Here is a 16,122-nt window from a genome sequence, read left to right on the forward strand (position 1 = left end):
GTATCGGTCGGGGTATCGGTCATCCGCATCGGAGTGGTTCGGGTGTGCGGGAATTCGGGCGCGGGTATTGACCGCGGCCCGGGTACCGACCTATCGTCGGTGTCACATAATCGAACAATAGCGTCGAATATTCGACACCGCAAGCCTCGGATGATTCCGGGACGACACGGAGCCGGCGACGCGACGAGTGGGTTGAGAAGAGATGCGCGCGGGATATGAGCTGTCGCACCTGAACGCCTTGGAGGCGGAATCGGTGCACATCATTCGGGAGGTGGCGGCCACCTTCGAAAGGCCGGTGCTGCTGTTCTCCGGCGGCAAGGACTCCGCGGTCATGCTGGAACTGGCGCGGCGGGCGTTCTGGCCCGCGCCGCTGCCGTTCCCGCTGCTGCACATCGACACCGGGCGCAATTTCGACGAGGTCATCGACTTCCGGGACCGCACGGTCGAGCGGCTGGGCGCCCAGCTGCTGGTCGGCAAGGTGCAGGACGATATCGACGCGGGCCGGGTCACCGAAAAAGCGGGCGAGACCCGCAACCGGCTGCAGACGGCCACGCTGCTGCGCAGCATTCGCGAGCACCGCTTCGACGCGGTCTTCGGCGGCGCGCGGCGCGATGAGGAGAAGGCGCGCGCCAAGGAGCGGGTGTTCAGTTTCCGCGACGAATACGGCGCGTGGGATCCGCGGGCGCAGCGGCCGGAGGTGTGGAACCTCTACAACGGGCGGCATGCGAAGGGCGAGCACATTCGCGTGTTCCCGCTGTCGAACTGGACCGAGCTCGATATCTGGGAGTACATCGCCCAGGCCGAGGTGGAGTTGCCGCCGCTGTATTACGCGCACCGCCGCACCGTGGTCGAGCGGGACGGAATGCTGTTGGCGGACAACCGGTTCCTGACCTTCGGTCCGGACGAGCAGCGGTTCGAGGCTTCGGTCCGCTTCCGCACCCTCGGTGACGCCGACTGCACCGGCTGTGTCGAATCCAGTGCCGCCGATCCGGCCGAGGTGATCGCCGAGACCGCGGTCACCCGCCTCACCGAGCGCGGCGCCACCCGCGCCGACGACCGTATCTCCGAGTCCGGCATGGAAGATCGCAAGCGAGAGGGCTACTTCTGATGCGCCGCAACCTTTTGCGCCTGGCCACGGCCGGCAGCGTCGACGACGGCAAGTCGACGCTCATCGGGCGACTGCTGTTCGATTCCAAGAGCCTGTTCAGCGATCAGCTGGATGCCATCGAGCGCGCGAGCCTCTCTCGCGGCAGTGACGGGCCGGACCTGTCGCTGGTGACCGACGGCCTGCGCGCCGAACGCGAGCAGGGCATCACCATCGATGTCGCGTACCGCTACTTCGCCACGCCGCGAAGGAAATTCATCATCGCCGACACACCCGGGCACGTGCAGTACACCCGCAACATGGTGACCGGCGCGTCCACCGCGGATCTGGCGCTCATCCTGGTCGACGCCCGCAAGGGCGTCTCCGAGCAGACCCGCCGCCACGCCTTCCTGTCCTCGCTGCTGGGCGTCGGGCACCTGGTGCTGTGCGTGAACAAGATGGACCTGGTCGACTGGTCCGAGCAGCGGTTCGAGGAGATCCGTTCGGAGTTCGCGGCTTTCGCTACCAAGCTGGATGTCGGCGATCTGAGCTTCATCCCGGTCTCGGCGCTGCACGGCGACAATGTGGTGGATCCGTCCGAGCACACCGCCGACTGGTATCCGGGCCCGCCGTTGCTGCGGCACCTCGAGGAAGTCCACGTGGCCTCCGACCGCAACCTGATCGACAACCGGCTGCCGGTGCAGTACGTGATCCGGCCGCACGGGGAGAACCAGCGCAGCTACGCGGGGACCGTGGCGGGCGGCATCTTCAAGCCTGGCGACGAGGTGGTCGTGCTGCCTTCCGGCCGTACCAGCCGGGTCGCTCAGATCTGGGGTCCGGGCGGCGGCAAGGTCGAGGAGGCGTTCTCGGGGATGGCGGTGTCGTTGACCCTCGACGACGAAATCGATATCGGCCGTGGGGATATGCTCGCCCGGCCCGGCAACCAGCCGCACGCCGACCGGGAACTCGACGCCATGGTGTGCTGGTTCTCCGACGATGTTCAGCTGCGGGCCGGGAACTCGTACTCCATTCGGACCGCCACCCAGACCTCGAAGATCGAGGTGGCCGAGCTGGACTATCGGCTGGACGTCAACACCCTGCACCGGCAGACCGATGCGGAAGCCCTGGGGCTCAACGACATCGGGCGTGTCTCGTTGAAGAGCCGGCAGCCGCTGCTGTTCGACCCGTACCGTGAGAACCGGGCCACCGGCAGTTTCATCCTGATCGACGAGACCAGCAATCAGACCGTCGCCGCGGGCATGATCACCGGACGCTCCACCGGCACACCGCGGGTCGAGCACAAGGCGTCGAATGTGGTGTGGCACAGCTCCGCCGTGGAACGCGGGCAGCGGCTCAGCACCGGCGCGACCGTGTGGCTGACCGGGCTGTCGGGCTCCGGGAAGTCGACCATCGCAGTCGAATTGGAGCGTCAGCTCATCGAGTCCGGGCAGCCCGCCTACCTGCTCGACGGCGACAATCTGCGGCACGGACTGAACAAGAACCTGGGCTTCACCGACGAGGACCGGCGCGAGAACATCCGCCGGGTCTCCGAAGTCGCGGCGCTGTTCGCGGACGCCGGCGTGGTCGCCATCGTCTCGCTCATCAGCCCATTCCGCGCCGAACGCCGCGAAGCGCGAAAACTGCACGACGGCAGGCATCTGCCGTTCCGTGAAGTCTTCGTCGACACCCCGCTCGAAGAGTGCGAACTGCGCGACCCGAAGGGCCTCTACAAGAAGGCCCGCTCCGGGGAACTGCCCGAATTCACCGGTGTCAGTTCGCCGTACGAGCGGCCGGAGTACGCCGACCTGACCATCCTCCCCTCGGACGGGACGCCGTCCGAGATCGCCCGCCGAATTCGAGAATCACTAGGGATCGCAGAAAGCTGATGACAGACATCGAAAACGCCGAGCTGCCGCTCACCGAGCCGTTCCTCGCGGCCGTCGCCGAGGCCGAGAAGCTCATCGCGTCAGCGGATTTCATCCGGGACCCGCACGACCTGGCGGAGGGGTACGACTACCTGCAAGCGGGTATCGCCGCGGTGCTGCAGCTGTCGCGAGCCCACGGGACCTCGCACCCGTACCTGGTCACCGCGACCGGGCCGTATACCAAGATGGGCCTCGACAACCCGGACACGCTGTACTACAGCGCCAATGTCGAGCCTACTGCGGAATACCTGCTCACCGGCGTGCGCGGCAACACCGTCGATCTGAGCTTCCAGGTGCTCAAGGGCGACTACACCGCCTCCGACGTGCCCAACGGTGACGACGCCTTCGACGATCGGCGGTTGCAGATCAACGAGGACGGCAGCTACCAGCTGCGCTTCGGGCCGCCCAAGGAGAATCCGGGTCCGAACTATTTCGTGCTGGCCGAGGGCGCGTCCATGCTGGCCGTGCGCGAGGTGTACGGCGACTGGAATGCCGAGCGCAAGGGCACCATTCGGATCGAGCGGATCGACACCGTCGGCACCGCGCCGGTCGAGGCGGGCGTGGATGTGCTGCGCAAGCGGTACCGGGCGGCCGGTCGGATGCTGCTGACCCGGGTGCACACCTGGTTCAACTTCCCCAAGTGGTTCTACCTGAATCTGCCGGTCAACACCTTGACCGAACCGCGGCTCACGCCGGGCGGATTGAGCACGCAGTACTCCTCGGTGGGGCATTTCGAACTCGAGGACGATCAGGCGCTGATCATCACCGTGCCGAAATCCGATGCGCCGTATCAGGGTTTCCAGCTCGGCAGCCGGTGGTACATCTCGCTGGACTACGTCAACCACCAGACCTCGCTGAATCATCGGCAGGCGCAGGTGGATCCGGACGGGATGATCCGGATGGTCGTCTCGGCGCGGAATCCGGGCGTCGCCAACTGGATCGAGACCACCGGGCGCAAGCTGGGCATTCTGCAGTTCCGCTGGCAGCGGGTGGACCGGCCGATGACGCCGGAGGACGGGCCGACGATCGAGCTCGTGCCTTTCGACAAAGTGGCTGAACAACTGCCCAACTTCGAACACAATCGGATCGACGAGGCCGGATGGCGCGAACGAATCGCGAACCGTCAGCGCGCCTTCGCGGAAAGGATGCTGGGATGAGCCGTCTGAAGACGGGGCTGCTGGCCGACAAGGTTGTCGTGGTCAGCGGTATCGGGCCCGGTTTGGGACGCTCCATCGCACTGGAGGCCGCGGCCGCCGGGGCCAAGGTCGTGCTCGCGGCACGCACCGAAGCCAAGTTGAAAGAGGTCGCCGAGGAGATCGCGGCCGAGGGCGGTGCGGAAACCCTGTGCGTACCCACCGATATCACCGATGAGGCCACGGTCGCCAACCTGGCCAAGCAGACCCTCGAGACGTTCGGCCGGGTCGACGCGCTGATCAACAACGCGTTCAAGGTGCCGTCCATGAAGCCGTTGGCGCGCACCGACTTCGAGCAGATCCGCGAGAGCGTGGATCTCACCGTGCTCGGCAATCTGCGCATGACACAGGCGTTCACCGATGCGCTGGCCGAGACCAAGGGCTCGATCGTCATGGTGAACTCGATGGTGCTGCGGCACTCCGAACCCCGCTACGGCAGCTACAAGATCGCCAAGGCGGCGCTGCTGGCCATGTCGCAGACCCTCGCGACCGAGCTGGGGGAGAAGGGCATTCGCGTCAACAGCGTGCTGCCCGGCTACATCTGGACCGATCAGCTCAAGTGGTACTTCAGCGAGATCGCCAAGAAGTACGGCATCACCGAGGAGCAGGTCTACCAGCAGACCGCATCCAAGTCCGATCTCAAGCGGCTGCCGCTGCCCGACGAGATCGCGCAGACCATCGTGTTCCTGACGTCGCCGTTCGCCAATGCCATCACCGGGCAGACCATCGACGTCAACTGCGGCGAATACCACGTCTGAGCTAGGAGTTTCACCACCATGACCGGACGTACCAACGTCGGCACCGTCGAGGATCTGCACCACTCGGCGTCCAAGGTCTGCGGGCTCACCGATTTCGGGTCCGACGACTATCTCGAGGCGCTCGGCGTCCTGCTGGAGTCCTACCAGCGCGATGGCGGGCTCACCGAGCTCGGCTCCAAGATGAGCCGCTACTTCCTGCGCGGGGCGCTGGTCGCCCGTGCGCTGAGCGAAGCCTCGTGGGCGGCGCACCCGACCCACACCGAAACTCGCGTCACCAGGCCGATTTTCGTCACGGGGCTGCCCCGCACCGGCACCACCGCCCTGCACCGCCTGCTCGCCGCCGACCCGCAGCACCAGGCCCTGGAAATGTGGCTGGCCGACTTCCCGCAGCCGCGCCCGCCGCGCGACACCTGGGCCGACAATCCCGTCTACCAGGCCGTCGACCAAGGGTTCGCCCAGCACCGGATCGAGAATCCGGAATACATGGGCCTGCACTACATGACCGCGGCCGAGCCCGAGGAATGCTGGCAGTTGCTGCGGCAGACGGTGAAATCCATCTCCTACGAGTCGCTCGCCTACCTGCCGACCTACTCGGAGTGGCTGCGCAAGCAGGACTGGACCGACGCCTACGCGCGGCACAAGAAGAACCTGCAACTGATCGGTCTCGGCGATGAGCGCCGCTGGATCCTGAAGAACCCCAGCCACCTCTTCGCCCTCGACTCACTCATGAAGGTGTACCCGGACGCGCTGATCATCCAGACCCATCGCGACCCGGTGACCATCGTCGGTTCCTCGTGCAGCCTCTCGGAGGCGACCACGCAGGGCTGGTCCACCACCTTCGTCGGCGACAAGATCGGCTCCTCGCAGCTGGAACTGTGGTCGCGTGGCCTGCGCGAGTTCAACACGGCCCGTGCGCGATACAACCCGGACCAGTTCCTGGACATCGAGTTCGACGAACTGCGCGCGGACCCGTTCGCCACCGTCGAGAAGATCTACTCCACGTTCGGTCTCGACTACACCGGTGACGCCCGCACGGCCATGACCACCCTCGACGAGGAGAGCAAGTCCGGCGACCGCAAACCGGCTCACCGCTACTCCCTCGCCGACTACGGCTTGACCGAAGACCAGGTCCGAGCCGAATTCCAGCTCTGACCGACCCCTCCGACGACCGGTCGCGCCTCGGCGTGACCGGTCGTTGTCGTCTGCGCCGCCGCATGATCTAGGTTCGAGGGATGACGGTCGATGCGGACACGGGCGGGGACCAGCGGAATGGTGGGCCTGCCGGTCGCCTGCAGGAAGCGGTCGGCGAACGGCTGGGTGCCTTTCCGCGGCGAGCGCTCGAGCTGGACGGGCGCAAGGCTGCCGCGGTGTTGATCGCGATCGCGGATCGTGGTGGGGAACTGGGGATTTGGCTCACGGAGCGGTCGGTGGGGCTGCGGGCGCATGCGGGGCAGTTCGCGCTGCCGGGCGGCAAGCTGGATCCGGGTGAGGATGCGGAGACGGCGGCCTTGCGGGAATTGCATGAGGAGCTGGGGATCGCGTTGCCCCGTTCGGCGGTGCTCGGGCTGCTCGACGACTATCCGACCCGTTCCGGGTATGTCATGACGCCCGTGGTGGCCTGGGTCGGGCCCGCCCCGATCCTGGATCCCAATCCCGCGGAAGTGGCCGTGGTGCACTGGATCTCGCTCGCCGATCTCGATGTCGAACCGGTGTTCGTGCCGGTCCCGGGTTCCGACCGGCTCGCGATCAAGCTCCCCATGCTCGGCGGTCACCTGCATGCCCCGACCGCCGCGATCATGTACCAGTTTCGAGAGGTGGCCCTCCACGGCCGCACCACTCGCGTCGATCACCTGGATCAGCCCCGCTTCGCCTGGGAGTAAGGGTGGGAGACTGGGGGTATGGGGAATCGGTGGGTAGGCGTCACGGTCGACTGCGTGAATGTCGAACGGGTGGCGGGGTTTTGGAGCGCCCTGCTGGATCGGCCAGGGGGGCCGTCCGAGCCCGGGTGGGTCTACCTCGGGGAACCCGGTGACGCGCAGCCTCGGCTGATCTTTCAGCCGGTGCGCGAGCCGAAGGCCGGGAAGGTGCGGTTGCATCTGGATGTGGCCGTGGACGAGATCGAGCGGGGAATGGCTCAGGTCGTCGAGCTCGGCGGGCGGTCCACCGGGGAACGGCACGACTATCCCGAGGGGGTTGTCGTCGTGATGGCCGATCCCGAAGGGCATGAATTCTGCCTGGTTCAGTACTACTGAATATGGCCCTACCAGCGAAAACCGTCGTTTCCGAATGGAAATGAGGGTCCCCTAACGACACCGCCTTTTCTTCCAGCTATGGTTAGCATCACCTAACGCCGCACCTGGGCGTTTTGTTGGAAGAAGGACCTGAGATGAACGGACGCTCGAGCGCTATGCCGCCGGTGCGGAAGACCCTGCTGCGCGTATCGGCAGTGGGCGCGGCACTGGTGATGGCGGCGGCCTGCAGCAGCACGAAGTCGAACAACGACGACGTGAAGGCGCTCGACGGAAACCATTACGCCCAGGTCAATATCGCCTCCAACAAGGAGTCGGACAAGGCGCAGTTCACCGACAAGAACTTCATCAATGCCTGGGGCATCGCGGACCGGCCCAAGGGCGCGGGCGGGCACTTCTGGGTCGGCGCGGGCGGCTACTCGTTCCAGTTCGTCGGTGACGTCACCCAGTCGCCGGATGCCAAGTACCAGAAGATGTTCCAGGACCCGCTGAAGCTGGTCACCATCCCGGGCGCGGACTCCATCCCGGACGACGACGGTGACGACTCCGAGGGCAAGGTCACCGGCGTCATCTTCAACCCGGCCCCGATCACCTCCGACATCTTCCTGGTGAAGGATCAGCCGGTCAGCTACGACGGCAAGGACGAGAAGCTCACCGGCTCGGCGCGATTCATCTTCGCCGCCGACTCCGGCAAGATCTCCGGCTGGACCGAGCAGGGCGCGGCCGGCGCCATCGTGCGCCACGACGGCCCGGCCGTCCTCGAATACGACGGCACCGCGGCGGGCATGAAGTTCAAGGGCCTGGCCCTGGACCCGTCCGGCAGCAAGCTGCTGGCCGCCGACTTCGGCAAGGACCCGCAGGTCCGCACCTTCGACAAGGACTGGAAGCTGGTGCCCACCACCGGTTTCGCCAACCCGTTCGCGACCGGTGACGCCGTCGACCCGGCCGACGCCTCGAAGGGCAAGAAGATCAAGGTCGGCGATCCCGCGCCGTTCAATGTCGCCACCATCGGCGACCGCGTCTTCGTCACCTACGCCGTCACCCAGTCCGAGGGCGGCGACCCGAACAAGCTCAAGGCGGGCGAGGAAGACAAGCTCGACAAGGGCCAGGAGAAGGACGCGGGCAACAAGGCCAAGAAGGGTCAGGTCGCCGAGTTCGACAAGAACGGCAAGCTGGTTCGCACCCTCGACGCCGACGGCCGCCTCAACGCGCCGTGGGCCGTCACCCTCGCCCCGCAGGGCTTCGGGCCGCTCTCGGGCAAGCTGCTGATCGGCAATTTCGGTGGCGCGGGCCACATCCTGGCGCTCGACGACCAGAGCGGTAAGTTCGTCGACTACCTGCGTGACGCCGACGGCAAGCCCGCCGAGATCGACGGCCTGTGGGGTCTGATGTTCGGCAACGGTGAGAGCCTCGGCGACGCCAACGCCCTCTACTTCACGGCCGGTCCGAACGACGAGAAGGAAGGGCTGTTCGGCAGCCTCCGTCTGAAGTAGGCGGCCGATCGCGCGAAAGCCTCGGGCCCCGAGCTGATTCCAGCTCGGGGCCCGATCTCGTTCGCGGATTTGCTGTATGGGCGCTGTACACCGGCGGTTGGTACCCTCGCCTGCTGTGAGCGATGGAGAGCAGGCAGGAAACGGCTTCACCCGGATTGCCGCGGGTGAACCGAGTGACAGCGAATTGGCGCGCATCGAAGCGGAAATCGGGCTGGAGGCAAGCGCATTCGAAGCCGCGCTGGCCGAACCCTACTGGCCGATCCTGACCGTGTCGGGTGACGCGGTGATCTTGGCCCTGCGGGCGGGCCGCTATGCGCTCGGCGGCGAATCCGTCGAACTGACCGATGTCGTGCTGGCGGTCGGGCCGAAATTCCTCGTGACGATCTCGGCTCCGAACGCACCCATCACTGCGGCGCTGGCTGCAAGTGTGGCCGCGGCCGAGGGCGGATCGCTGGCGGCATTCCATGCCGCCACCGACACGGTGGTGGACAGTTACCTCGCGGTGCTGGAGGGGCTGGACCGCGATATCCGGCAGGTCGAGCGGGAAGTCTTCTCGAACGAGCGCGGCAATCCGGTCGAGCGGATCTACCAATTGCGCCGCGCCGTAGCCGAATTGGAGCAGGTGATCACCCCGCTCGGCGACGAACCCTTGGAACGGTTGGTGCGCCGCAAGATTCCCGCCTGGATGGGGGAGGACCCCTACGGTGCGTGGCTGGCGTCGGCGGGCCTGGGGGAGATGGATCGACAGGTGCGCGGCATGGCCGGGCGCGTGCGAGGGCTGCGGTCGCTGCTGGACAGCATTCTCAGCGCGAACCTCACCCGGGTCGGCTTGCAGCAGAACATCGATATGCGCAAGATCTCGGCCTGGGTGGCGATCGCGGCGATACCGACCATGATCGCGGGCATCTACGGCATGAATTTCGAGCACATGCCTGAACTGTCGTGGACCCTCGGCTATCCCTACGCGTTGATCCTGATCGCCACCCTGTGCGGCGTCCTGTACTGGCGGCTCCGCAAGAACGACTGGCTGTAGCGCTCCGCGCGAACGATATATCTATCCGCAGCTACTCCTTCGCACCCCTCGCGATGCGATTCTCACCTAGGCTGGTGACTGGTTTGTCCTGATTTTGAGGTGAGGAGCTCGGCATGATCGCTGCGGTCGTCATGGATCTCGACGGGGCCCTGATGGACGGCTCGGACGCGTTGGTGCGCGTCCTCGCCGGTTATGTTCCGGTGGTGGTCGCCACCACCGAGCCCGCCCGCCACGTCGCGGCGCTGACCGATCAGCTACCCGACCTGTTCGACCAGGTGTCCAGCATCGTCGTCGGCGACCCCGCCGACGGGCCCGCCGACCTGCTGGAGATCGCGCTCGAATCGCTGGGCATGGCACCGGGAAACGTGGTCGCGCTGCTCGGTTCCACCGAGGGCCTGATGGACGCCCGCGCCCTCGGAATGCGGGCGATGGCACTGCCCGACCCGCGGCATCCACTGCCGTGGCAGGTGGCCGCGGCGGGCATTCCGATCAGCCCGGCCCCGCATCACGCGGCGGTGTCGCTGCTGCGGGCCTTCCGGACCGAAGGCGTGATCCCGTTGCGCTGGAAGCTCATCCGGCAGCTGCTGCCGGTCTGATCACGGGACTCGTCGCCAGCCGAGGGTGAGTGTGCTCGGCGCGGTCGGGCCGGTGTGGATGGTGCAGCGGGTATCCGGACTCTGCCGGTACCAGGCGGGAAACTGACCGCGCAGTGGGTCGCGGGAAAACGGCCAGCGGCCACTGATTTCCAAGCGCAGTTGTTCCCCGGCGCGCAGGCGGGTGGCGTGCGGGAGCAGGGCGATATCGATCGAGATCAGGTCGCCGGGAGTCAGCGGCTCGGGCTTGTGGTGGGTGTGCACCGGCTGCAGTGGTGTGGACAGGGTCGGGTCCAGGGTGCGGTGGGCCAGGCGCTGCCAGCCCTTGGTGACCACATCGGCGTCGAAACCGTAGGAGCCCTCGAAGCAGATCTCGCGGCCGTCGCGGAACTTGCGAAGTACGGCAAAGAGATTCAGGTCCTCGGCGTCGGCGAGTTCCAGCCGCAGGCGCAGGGCGGCGGGGCCCAGAATGTCGAGATCGGTTGGCGCGGTCCAGGTCCAGGACAGGCTTTCGCGGCCGGTGTGGAACGGGCGTTGCTGCGGGACCGGATCCGGAGTGTCGGTGAGCAGTCCTTCGGTGCGCAGATGCAGGGTGGCGGTCTCCGCGTCGGCGGGTGGCCACTCGTCGGAGTAGTAGATCTGGGCCGGGTTGCGCCGCTCCTCGTGGACCGCGATGCGGACGGCGGGGCGCTCGGCCCAGCCATTGTCGGCATCCCGTAAGACGTGGTCGAAGAAGCGAATTCGCTCGGCCGTCGCCTGCTCGCCGTAATAGTGCGACCACTTCCCGTCACGGTGGGTGTAGAGCCATTTGCGGGGCGAACCGGCGCGGCGGAAGGCCTCGAAACTGCCGCGGCTGTGCAGGCTGTGATCGGAGAAGGACGCGCACACCAGCATCGGCACGGTGATCCGCTCGAGCGCCGGGGTGCGGTCGGCATACCAGTCGTCGCGGTCGGGACGTTGCAGGATCTCGGCGCGAATATCGTCGGAGACCCGGGCCGCGCGGGCCGTCGCCTTGCTCCAGAACACGCTGAAACCGTCCTCGCGTACTCCGCCGGGATATGCGAAATCCCGGTAGAAGTCACTGAATCCCTCCCACACGCACAGGGCGGCCAGGTGCGGCGGGCGCAGCGCGGCCACCCGATACTGGCTCAAGGCCAGATACGAGACACCGTCGAGACCCACCCTTCCGGTCGACCACGGTTGTGCCGCAACCCATTCGATGAGGTCGTAGTAGTCCTGCGCTTCCTGCTCGGTGAACAGTGAGCCGATGCCCTCGCTGGTGCCGCCGCCACGCAGATCCGCATTGACCACCACGTAACCGTGCTCGGTCCACACCTGCGGGTCCGGCGCTTCCCAGCTGGTCGGGTCGCTGAAGCGGACCCGGCCGGGCTGCGGCATCAGCCGGTACTGGCCCGAGATTCCGCGACCGTGCCTGCCGCGCAACGGCATCCGATCCTTGCCGTACGGGTGCGCCGACATGATCACTGGGTGCGGGCCGGGCGTATCGGGGTGAAAGACATTGATGCGCAACACTGTTCCATCGCGCACGGGCACCGCGACGTCGTAGTCGGCCCGGACCTCGGGCGCGGGGACGATGTCGACCCCGGGCCGCATCAGGTTGACGATGCGGCGACCGGCCCGGCGCATCGCATCGGGTCGTCGGATTCGCGCGCTGCCCATCGGTTCCGCCTTCCACTCGTGAGTGATTCCTGCCCACGGTGACGCGTGCTACGGGCTAAGTTCAACGGTGATGAATAAACCGGCGCGCGGCCGGCGCTTCGGCGCACCCGACACTCGGCAGGCCATCCTCGACGTGGCCCGCCGCCGCTTCCTAGCCGAGGGCTACGTGCAGGTGACCATGCGTTCCCTGGCCGCCGACGCCGGTGTGGACGCCGCCCTGATCAGCTACTTCTTCGGTTCCAAGCGCGGCCTCTTCGCCGCCGCCATGACGCTGCCGGAAAGTCCCGCCGACCTGCTGGCCGCCGCCCTGCCCGGCAACCCCGCCGGTCTGGCCCGCCGCGTCCTGACCTCCCTGCTCGCCACCTGGGACGATCCGATCCGCGGCCAAGCCGTCCGGACCGTCCTCGGTGCGTCCGTCCAGGACCCCGACCTGGCCCGCGGGATCCGCGAAATGATCGACCGCGAACTGATCACCGTCCTCGCCGACCACCTCGGCGGCACCCGGGCCCGGGCCCGCGCCGGCCTCTTCGCCACCCAGGCCCTCGGCCTCCTCCACGCCCGCTACGTCCTCCGCCTCGAACCCACCGCCTCCATGCCCGCCGATGAATTAATCCGCACCTTCACCCCCGCCCTCACCGCCACCCTCTTCCCACCGCCCCGCCGATGAAAGGCCCCGCCATGCCCCTCACCCCCGTCGACCTCATGCGCCGCAACCTCCTCGACGTCTTCAACGAACCCGACCCCACCCGCCGCGCCGCCGTCATCGCCGAAACCTATTCCGAAGACGTCATCTGGCACGAACCCGACCGAATCAACCACGGCCGCAAAGAATTCGAACACCGAGCCACCGAAATGCTCGCCGAAACCCCCGGCTGGATCTTCCACCCCGCAGGCCCCGCCTCCGAACTAGACGACATCGGCCACCTCGCCTTCCAATACGGCCCCCCAACCCAACCAGCCCTCGTCACCGGCATGGACATAGCCCGCACCCACAACGGCCGCATCACCGAGCTCTACACCCTCATCACCTCGAGTCCCGAACCTTCCTGACCCGCTGCCGATTAGTTCGGGGCGCGAGGGGCGTCGTAGGAGGTAACCGCGCGGCCGACCTCATTACGAACTGGCAAGGAGCACAACGATGCGCAAGATCACCGCTGGCATGTTCATGTCGCTCGACGGCGTGATCGCCGATCCGCAGGATTGGCACTTCCCGTACTTCAACGAGGAGATGGGGGAGGGGGTGTCGGTGCTGGCGGCCGAGGCGGACACGATGTTGTTCGGGCGGGTGACCTATGACGGGTTCGCCGGGGCTTGGCCGGAGCGGGAGGCTGCGGGTGGGGAGGATGCGGGGTTCGCGAAGGCGTTGGGGGATATGCGGAAGGTTGTGTTCTCGCATGGGACGGTCGATCTGTCGTGGCGCAATTCCGAACAGCCCCAAGGGGATCTGGTCGAGGTGGTTACCGCGCTGAAGGCGGAGGCGGGTGGCGAGATCACGCTGAGCGGGTCGACTTCCATCGTCCAGCAACTGCTGGCCGCCGCTCTGATCGACGAACTGCATCTGTTCGTCCATCCGATCGTCCTGCGCAACGGGGCGATGCGGCTCTTCGACGAAGGCACTCCGATTCCGCTGCAACTGCTTTCGGCCACCACCTTCAAGACCGGCGTTCTCCACCTGGTCTACGGTCCTGCCGAAGCTCCCACGCCCGTCGGCTATGACGAGGCGAAAACTCATATCTCCTAAACGAATTCGACACCTGTGAGGGCTGAACTGGCGGTCCACAGCTTGGCTGCGGTGTCACCGTCGGTCATATGGGGCAGTGGGTTTTCCTGAACCGGTCGGCCACGGAGGCCGAAGACCTCGGGCCCCCACAGTTGGCCACCGACGACCTCGGGATCCAGTGCCGCGCGGACGATGATGCGGGCACCCGCGTGCTTGCCATGCAGCACCGTCCGCGCGGGAAGGCTGTAGAGGCGCTGGGCGAGGCTGCGGGAGAACAGCGGTGGGCGCGCCGGAGTCAGTGCGTCCAGCGCGCCACCGGGGTGGGCGACGACGCTGGCGATGTCGGCACCCTGCTCCCGCAGTCGGCGATCCAACTCGAACCCGAACATCATCTGCGCGAGCTTCGACCGCCCGTAACTGCGCTTGGCTCGATAATCCCGTTCGGACTGCAGGTCATCCAGATCCAGCCGCTCCGACCGGGCCGCAAAGCTCCCCACCGTGACTACCCGGCTCCCGGTAGTAGCGGCTAGGACCGGCGCCAGGTGGGCAACCAGTGCGAAATGCCCGAGATGGTTTGTCGCGAACATCATTTCGTGGCCCTGCGGGCTCGTGCGCCGTTCCGGCTCCGACAACAGGATCCCGGCATTGAGCACCACCGCGTCCAAGCTGTCGACACCGAGCGCATCCACGGTCGCGGGCAGGGAAGCCAGGTCCGCCAGATCCAGCCGCACACTGCGTAACCGCGCGCCCTCGACGCGTGACCGGATCACTTGCATCGCCAACTCGGCCTTGCCGGTATCGCGGCAACCCAGCACCACGGTCGCGCCCCTGGCCGCGAGTTGTTCCGCGGCGAAGTACCCGATCCCCGCATTGGCACCGGTCACCAAAAACGTCTTCCCATCGGCCCGAAGCCCGCTCTCCCAGCTCATACCCCCAACCCTCGCCTCCACTCCTTGCACCACCCTCACATCCGGCTGTCGTGGCCCGGCGACCTCCACGCCGTCGCGACCATCGGGGAGTAGGAGAAACTTCTCGTATGAGTCTTGCCGCACATCTGGAGCAGCTCGGCCGCCCGCTGGTCGAGGAGCAACTGGCGCACCCGACCGTGGTGGGGATAGCGAAAGGCGACCTCCCCGACCCCGTGTTCCGCTCCTGGCTGGAACAGGACTACCTCTTCTTACTCGACTACGTCCGAGTCTTCTCCCGCCTCGCCTGGCAGGCACCCGCCGCCCACCTCGGCGACCTGGTCGACCTCGCGCACAACACCTTCCACGACGAACTCTCACTGCACCGCGGCCTGGCCGCAGAGTTCGGCGCCGACCTGGAAGGCGCCACCAAGGGCGACCCCTGCACGAAATACACTGCGTTCCTACTGGATTCGGCCGCAACGTACGCCGACGGCCTAGCCGCCCTCTACCCCTGCATGTGGGGCTATTCAACCCTCGGCGCCATCCTCGCCCGAACCCCGCCCGCCGACCCCCGCTACCGCCGCTGGATCGACACCTACGCCGACCCCGCCTTCGCAGCCCTCACCACCCGTTGCGCTCACATGCTCGACGAAGCAGCCGGCGACAACGCCGAAGCCCTGTTCCTCACCGGCATGCGCCACGAACTAGCCTTCTGGGACGTGCCGCCCAGCCGCGGCTGACCCGTTCTGGTCGATCGCGTTCGCAACTTCGCCGAGGTCCTGACTGGCCGGATCCCACAGTCCGCCATGGAAACTGGCCAGAATTGCCCCATCACGAGGGGTTTGTGTGGGCTGAAGCCAGTCGTCCTGTCCTCGGCCTATGAGTCTCGGCCTGGCTCTTGGTGAGTCGAGGTTGCGGGGGCGGCGTCGTCGGCGGTTAGGGCGAGCATGCAGGGATGTAGTAGCCGGATGATGTGTTCCGGGTCGGCGTCGGCGAGTTCGTCGGATTTGACGAGGTGTCGCGACATGATGACGCCGAGGATCACGGCGCTGATGACGGCGGACCGCAGCTCCGCGTCCTCGGCGGGGATGGTGTGGGCGATCTGTGCTCGGTAGCGGGCCATGGCGGCGCTGACGGCATCGGCCGCTTCGGGATTGGTCAGCATGGAACGAAACATGCTCAGTGACGCGACGGGCTCGTCGGTCAAGCGGTCGGCGAGGTTGGCGAGGATCTGCTCGGCCGCCTGACCGGGTGCCGCGGTGACCTCGGGTGCCGGAGCGGCTTCGATCACCCGTCGGAAAAGCTCCTGCTTGGAGCCGAAATAATGCATGACCAGCCCGGACTCGACTCCCGCCGCCGAGGCCACCGCGCGGATGGTGGTCCGTTCGTACCCGTCGGCGAAAAAAGCCTGGGCAGCGGCGTCGAGGATGCGGGCCTCGCTGAGCCGGGCCTGCTCGGCCCGCGAACCAGGCCGGGGAGTCGTCAT

Annotated in this window: 17 protein-coding genes; 14 read left to right on the top strand and 3 right to left on the bottom strand. The window is 66.8% G+C overall.

Annotation, left to right across the window (positions count from 1 at the left end):
- Positions 1-202: 202 nt before the first annotated feature.
- From cysD to ACFXHA_RS35730, 10 genes are all read left to right on the top strand, one after another.
- On the top strand, positions 203-1,108 hold the full coding sequence (gene cysD, locus ACFXHA_RS35685) for a sulfate adenylyltransferase subunit CysD (RefSeq protein ID WP_379364102.1): 906 nt from the start codon (positions 203-205) through the stop codon (positions 1,106-1,108).
- Entirely contained in the window at positions 1,108-2,970 is a 1,863-nt protein-coding gene (gene cysC, locus ACFXHA_RS35690; RefSeq protein ID WP_379364104.1) for an adenylyl-sulfate kinase, read from the top strand. The genes cysD and cysC overlap by 1 nt, the downstream gene beginning before the upstream one ends.
- Positions 2,970-4,166, top strand: a complete 1,197-nt coding sequence (locus tag ACFXHA_RS35695; protein ID WP_379364106.1) for a hypothetical protein — start codon at positions 2,970-2,972, stop codon at positions 4,164-4,166. The genes cysC and ACFXHA_RS35695 overlap by 1 nt, the downstream gene beginning before the upstream one ends.
- The gene (locus ACFXHA_RS35700; RefSeq protein ID WP_379364108.1) at positions 4,163-4,960 is read left to right on the top strand and encodes an SDR family oxidoreductase; all 798 of its coding nucleotides are present in this window, start codon (positions 4,163-4,165) and stop codon (positions 4,958-4,960) included. The genes ACFXHA_RS35695 and ACFXHA_RS35700 overlap by 4 nt, the downstream gene beginning before the upstream one ends.
- 18 nt (positions 4,961-4,978) lie before the next feature.
- Positions 4,979-6,112, top strand: coding sequence for a sulfotransferase family protein (locus tag ACFXHA_RS35705; protein WP_379364110.1), 1,134 nt, complete (start codon positions 4,979-4,981; stop codon positions 6,110-6,112).
- An 80-nt stretch (positions 6,113-6,192) separates the two neighbouring features.
- A complete protein-coding gene (locus ACFXHA_RS35710; protein WP_379364112.1) occupies positions 6,193-6,840 on the top strand; it encodes an NUDIX hydrolase in 648 nt (215 codons plus the stop codon).
- Between the two features lie 18 nt (positions 6,841-6,858).
- Complete coding sequence (locus ACFXHA_RS35715; RefSeq protein ID WP_379364114.1) at positions 6,859-7,212, top strand: VOC family protein; 354 nt, start codon at positions 6,859-6,861, stop codon at positions 7,210-7,212.
- A gap of 134 nt (positions 7,213-7,346) precedes the next feature.
- The gene (locus ACFXHA_RS35720; RefSeq protein WP_379364116.1) at positions 7,347-8,702 is read left to right on the top strand and encodes a TIGR03118 family protein; all 1,356 of its coding nucleotides are present in this window, start codon (positions 7,347-7,349) and stop codon (positions 8,700-8,702) included.
- A gap of 115 nt (positions 8,703-8,817) precedes the next feature.
- Entirely contained in the window at positions 8,818-9,735 is a 918-nt protein-coding gene (locus tag ACFXHA_RS35725) for a magnesium and cobalt transport protein CorA (protein ID WP_379364118.1), read from the top strand.
- Between the two features lie 113 nt (positions 9,736-9,848).
- Positions 9,849-10,331 carry a hypothetical protein gene (locus ACFXHA_RS35730; RefSeq protein WP_379364119.1) on the top strand — a complete coding sequence of 161 codons (483 nt, stop codon included), beginning with the start codon at positions 9,849-9,851 and terminating at the stop codon, positions 10,329-10,331.
- Here ACFXHA_RS35730 and ACFXHA_RS35735 read toward each other — a convergent pair whose 3' ends face one another.
- A complete protein-coding gene (locus ACFXHA_RS35735) occupies positions 10,332-12,008 on the bottom strand; it encodes a CocE/NonD family hydrolase (protein ID WP_379364121.1) in 1,677 nt (558 codons plus the stop codon).
- Positions 12,009-12,078: 70 nt separating this feature from the next.
- Between ACFXHA_RS35735 and ACFXHA_RS35740 the strand changes: the two genes are divergently transcribed.
- From ACFXHA_RS35740 to ACFXHA_RS35750, 3 genes are all read left to right on the top strand, one after another.
- Entirely contained in the window at positions 12,079-12,675 is a 597-nt protein-coding gene (locus tag ACFXHA_RS35740) for a TetR family transcriptional regulator (protein ID WP_379364123.1), read from the top strand.
- A gap of 11 nt (positions 12,676-12,686) precedes the next feature.
- Entirely contained in the window at positions 12,687-13,058 is a 372-nt protein-coding gene (locus ACFXHA_RS35745) for a nuclear transport factor 2 family protein (RefSeq protein WP_379364125.1), read from the top strand.
- An 88-nt stretch (positions 13,059-13,146) separates the two neighbouring features.
- The gene (locus ACFXHA_RS35750) at positions 13,147-13,749 is read left to right on the top strand and encodes a dihydrofolate reductase family protein (RefSeq protein WP_379364127.1); all 603 of its coding nucleotides are present in this window, start codon (positions 13,147-13,149) and stop codon (positions 13,747-13,749) included.
- Here ACFXHA_RS35750 and ACFXHA_RS35755 read toward each other — a convergent pair.
- Complete coding sequence (locus ACFXHA_RS35755; protein WP_379364129.1) at positions 13,746-14,657, bottom strand: SDR family NAD(P)-dependent oxidoreductase; 912 nt, start codon at positions 14,655-14,657, stop codon at positions 13,746-13,748. The genes ACFXHA_RS35750 and ACFXHA_RS35755 overlap by 4 nt on opposite strands.
- 107 nt (positions 14,658-14,764) lie before the next feature.
- Here ACFXHA_RS35755 and ACFXHA_RS35760 point away from each other — a divergent pair, with 107 nt between their 5' ends.
- Positions 14,765-15,376 carry a TenA family protein gene (locus ACFXHA_RS35760; protein WP_379364131.1) on the top strand — a complete coding sequence of 204 codons (612 nt, stop codon included), beginning with the start codon at positions 14,765-14,767 and terminating at the stop codon, positions 15,374-15,376.
- Between the two features lie 137 nt (positions 15,377-15,513).
- On the opposite strand, the gene ACFXHA_RS35765 is transcribed toward ACFXHA_RS35760, so the two are convergent.
- Positions 15,514-16,122, bottom strand: a complete 609-nt coding sequence (locus ACFXHA_RS35765; protein WP_379364133.1) for a TetR/AcrR family transcriptional regulator — start codon at positions 16,120-16,122, stop codon at positions 15,514-15,516.

This window comes from Nocardia sp. NPDC059240 (assembly GCF_042753865.1).
Lineage (GTDB): Bacteria > Actinomycetota > Actinomycetes > Mycobacteriales > Mycobacteriaceae > Nocardia.

What these genes read in the sequence shown, in the direction of transcription:
- ACFXHA_RS35735 (WP_379364121.1), bottom strand. Translation starts at nt 12,008, where the DNA reads ATGGGCAGCGCGCGAATCCGACGACCCGATGCGATGCGCCGGGCCGGT.
- ACFXHA_RS35695 (WP_379364106.1), top strand. Translation starts at nt 2,970, where the DNA reads ATGACAGACATCGAAAACGCCGAGCTGCCGCTCACCGAGCCGTTCCTC.
- ACFXHA_RS35700 (WP_379364108.1), top strand. Translation starts at nt 4,163, where the DNA reads ATGAGCCGTCTGAAGACGGGGCTGCTGGCCGACAAGGTTGTCGTGGTC.
- ACFXHA_RS35715 (WP_379364114.1), top strand. Translation starts at nt 6,859, where the DNA reads ATGGGGAATCGGTGGGTAGGCGTCACGGTCGACTGCGTGAATGTCGAA.
- ACFXHA_RS35760 (WP_379364131.1), top strand. Translation starts at nt 14,765, where the DNA reads ATGAGTCTTGCCGCACATCTGGAGCAGCTCGGCCGCCCGCTGGTCGAG.
- ACFXHA_RS35730 (WP_379364119.1), top strand. Translation starts at nt 9,849, where the DNA reads ATGATCGCTGCGGTCGTCATGGATCTCGACGGGGCCCTGATGGACGGC.
- ACFXHA_RS35740 (WP_379364123.1), top strand. Translation starts at nt 12,079, where the DNA reads ATGAATAAACCGGCGCGCGGCCGGCGCTTCGGCGCACCCGACACTCGG.
- ACFXHA_RS35720 (WP_379364116.1), top strand. Translation starts at nt 7,347, where the DNA reads ATGAACGGACGCTCGAGCGCTATGCCGCCGGTGCGGAAGACCCTGCTG.
- ACFXHA_RS35750 (WP_379364127.1), top strand. Translation starts at nt 13,147, where the DNA reads ATGCGCAAGATCACCGCTGGCATGTTCATGTCGCTCGACGGCGTGATC.
- ACFXHA_RS35710 (WP_379364112.1), top strand. Translation starts at nt 6,193, where the DNA reads ATGACGGTCGATGCGGACACGGGCGGGGACCAGCGGAATGGTGGGCCT.
- cysD (WP_379364102.1), top strand. Translation starts at nt 203, where the DNA reads ATGCGCGCGGGATATGAGCTGTCGCACCTGAACGCCTTGGAGGCGGAA.
- ACFXHA_RS35745 (WP_379364125.1), top strand. Translation starts at nt 12,687, where the DNA reads ATGCCCCTCACCCCCGTCGACCTCATGCGCCGCAACCTCCTCGACGTC.
- ACFXHA_RS35705 (WP_379364110.1), top strand. Translation starts at nt 4,979, where the DNA reads ATGACCGGACGTACCAACGTCGGCACCGTCGAGGATCTGCACCACTCG.
- cysC (WP_379364104.1), top strand. Translation starts at nt 1,108, where the DNA reads ATGCGCCGCAACCTTTTGCGCCTGGCCACGGCCGGCAGCGTCGACGAC.
- ACFXHA_RS35755 (WP_379364129.1), bottom strand. Translation starts at nt 14,657, where the DNA reads ATGAGCTGGGAGAGCGGGCTTCGGGCCGATGGGAAGACGTTTTTGGTG.
- ACFXHA_RS35765 (WP_379364133.1), bottom strand. Translation starts at nt 16,122, where the DNA reads ATGACGACTCCCCGGCCTGGTTCGCGGGCCGAGCAGGCCCGGCTCAGC.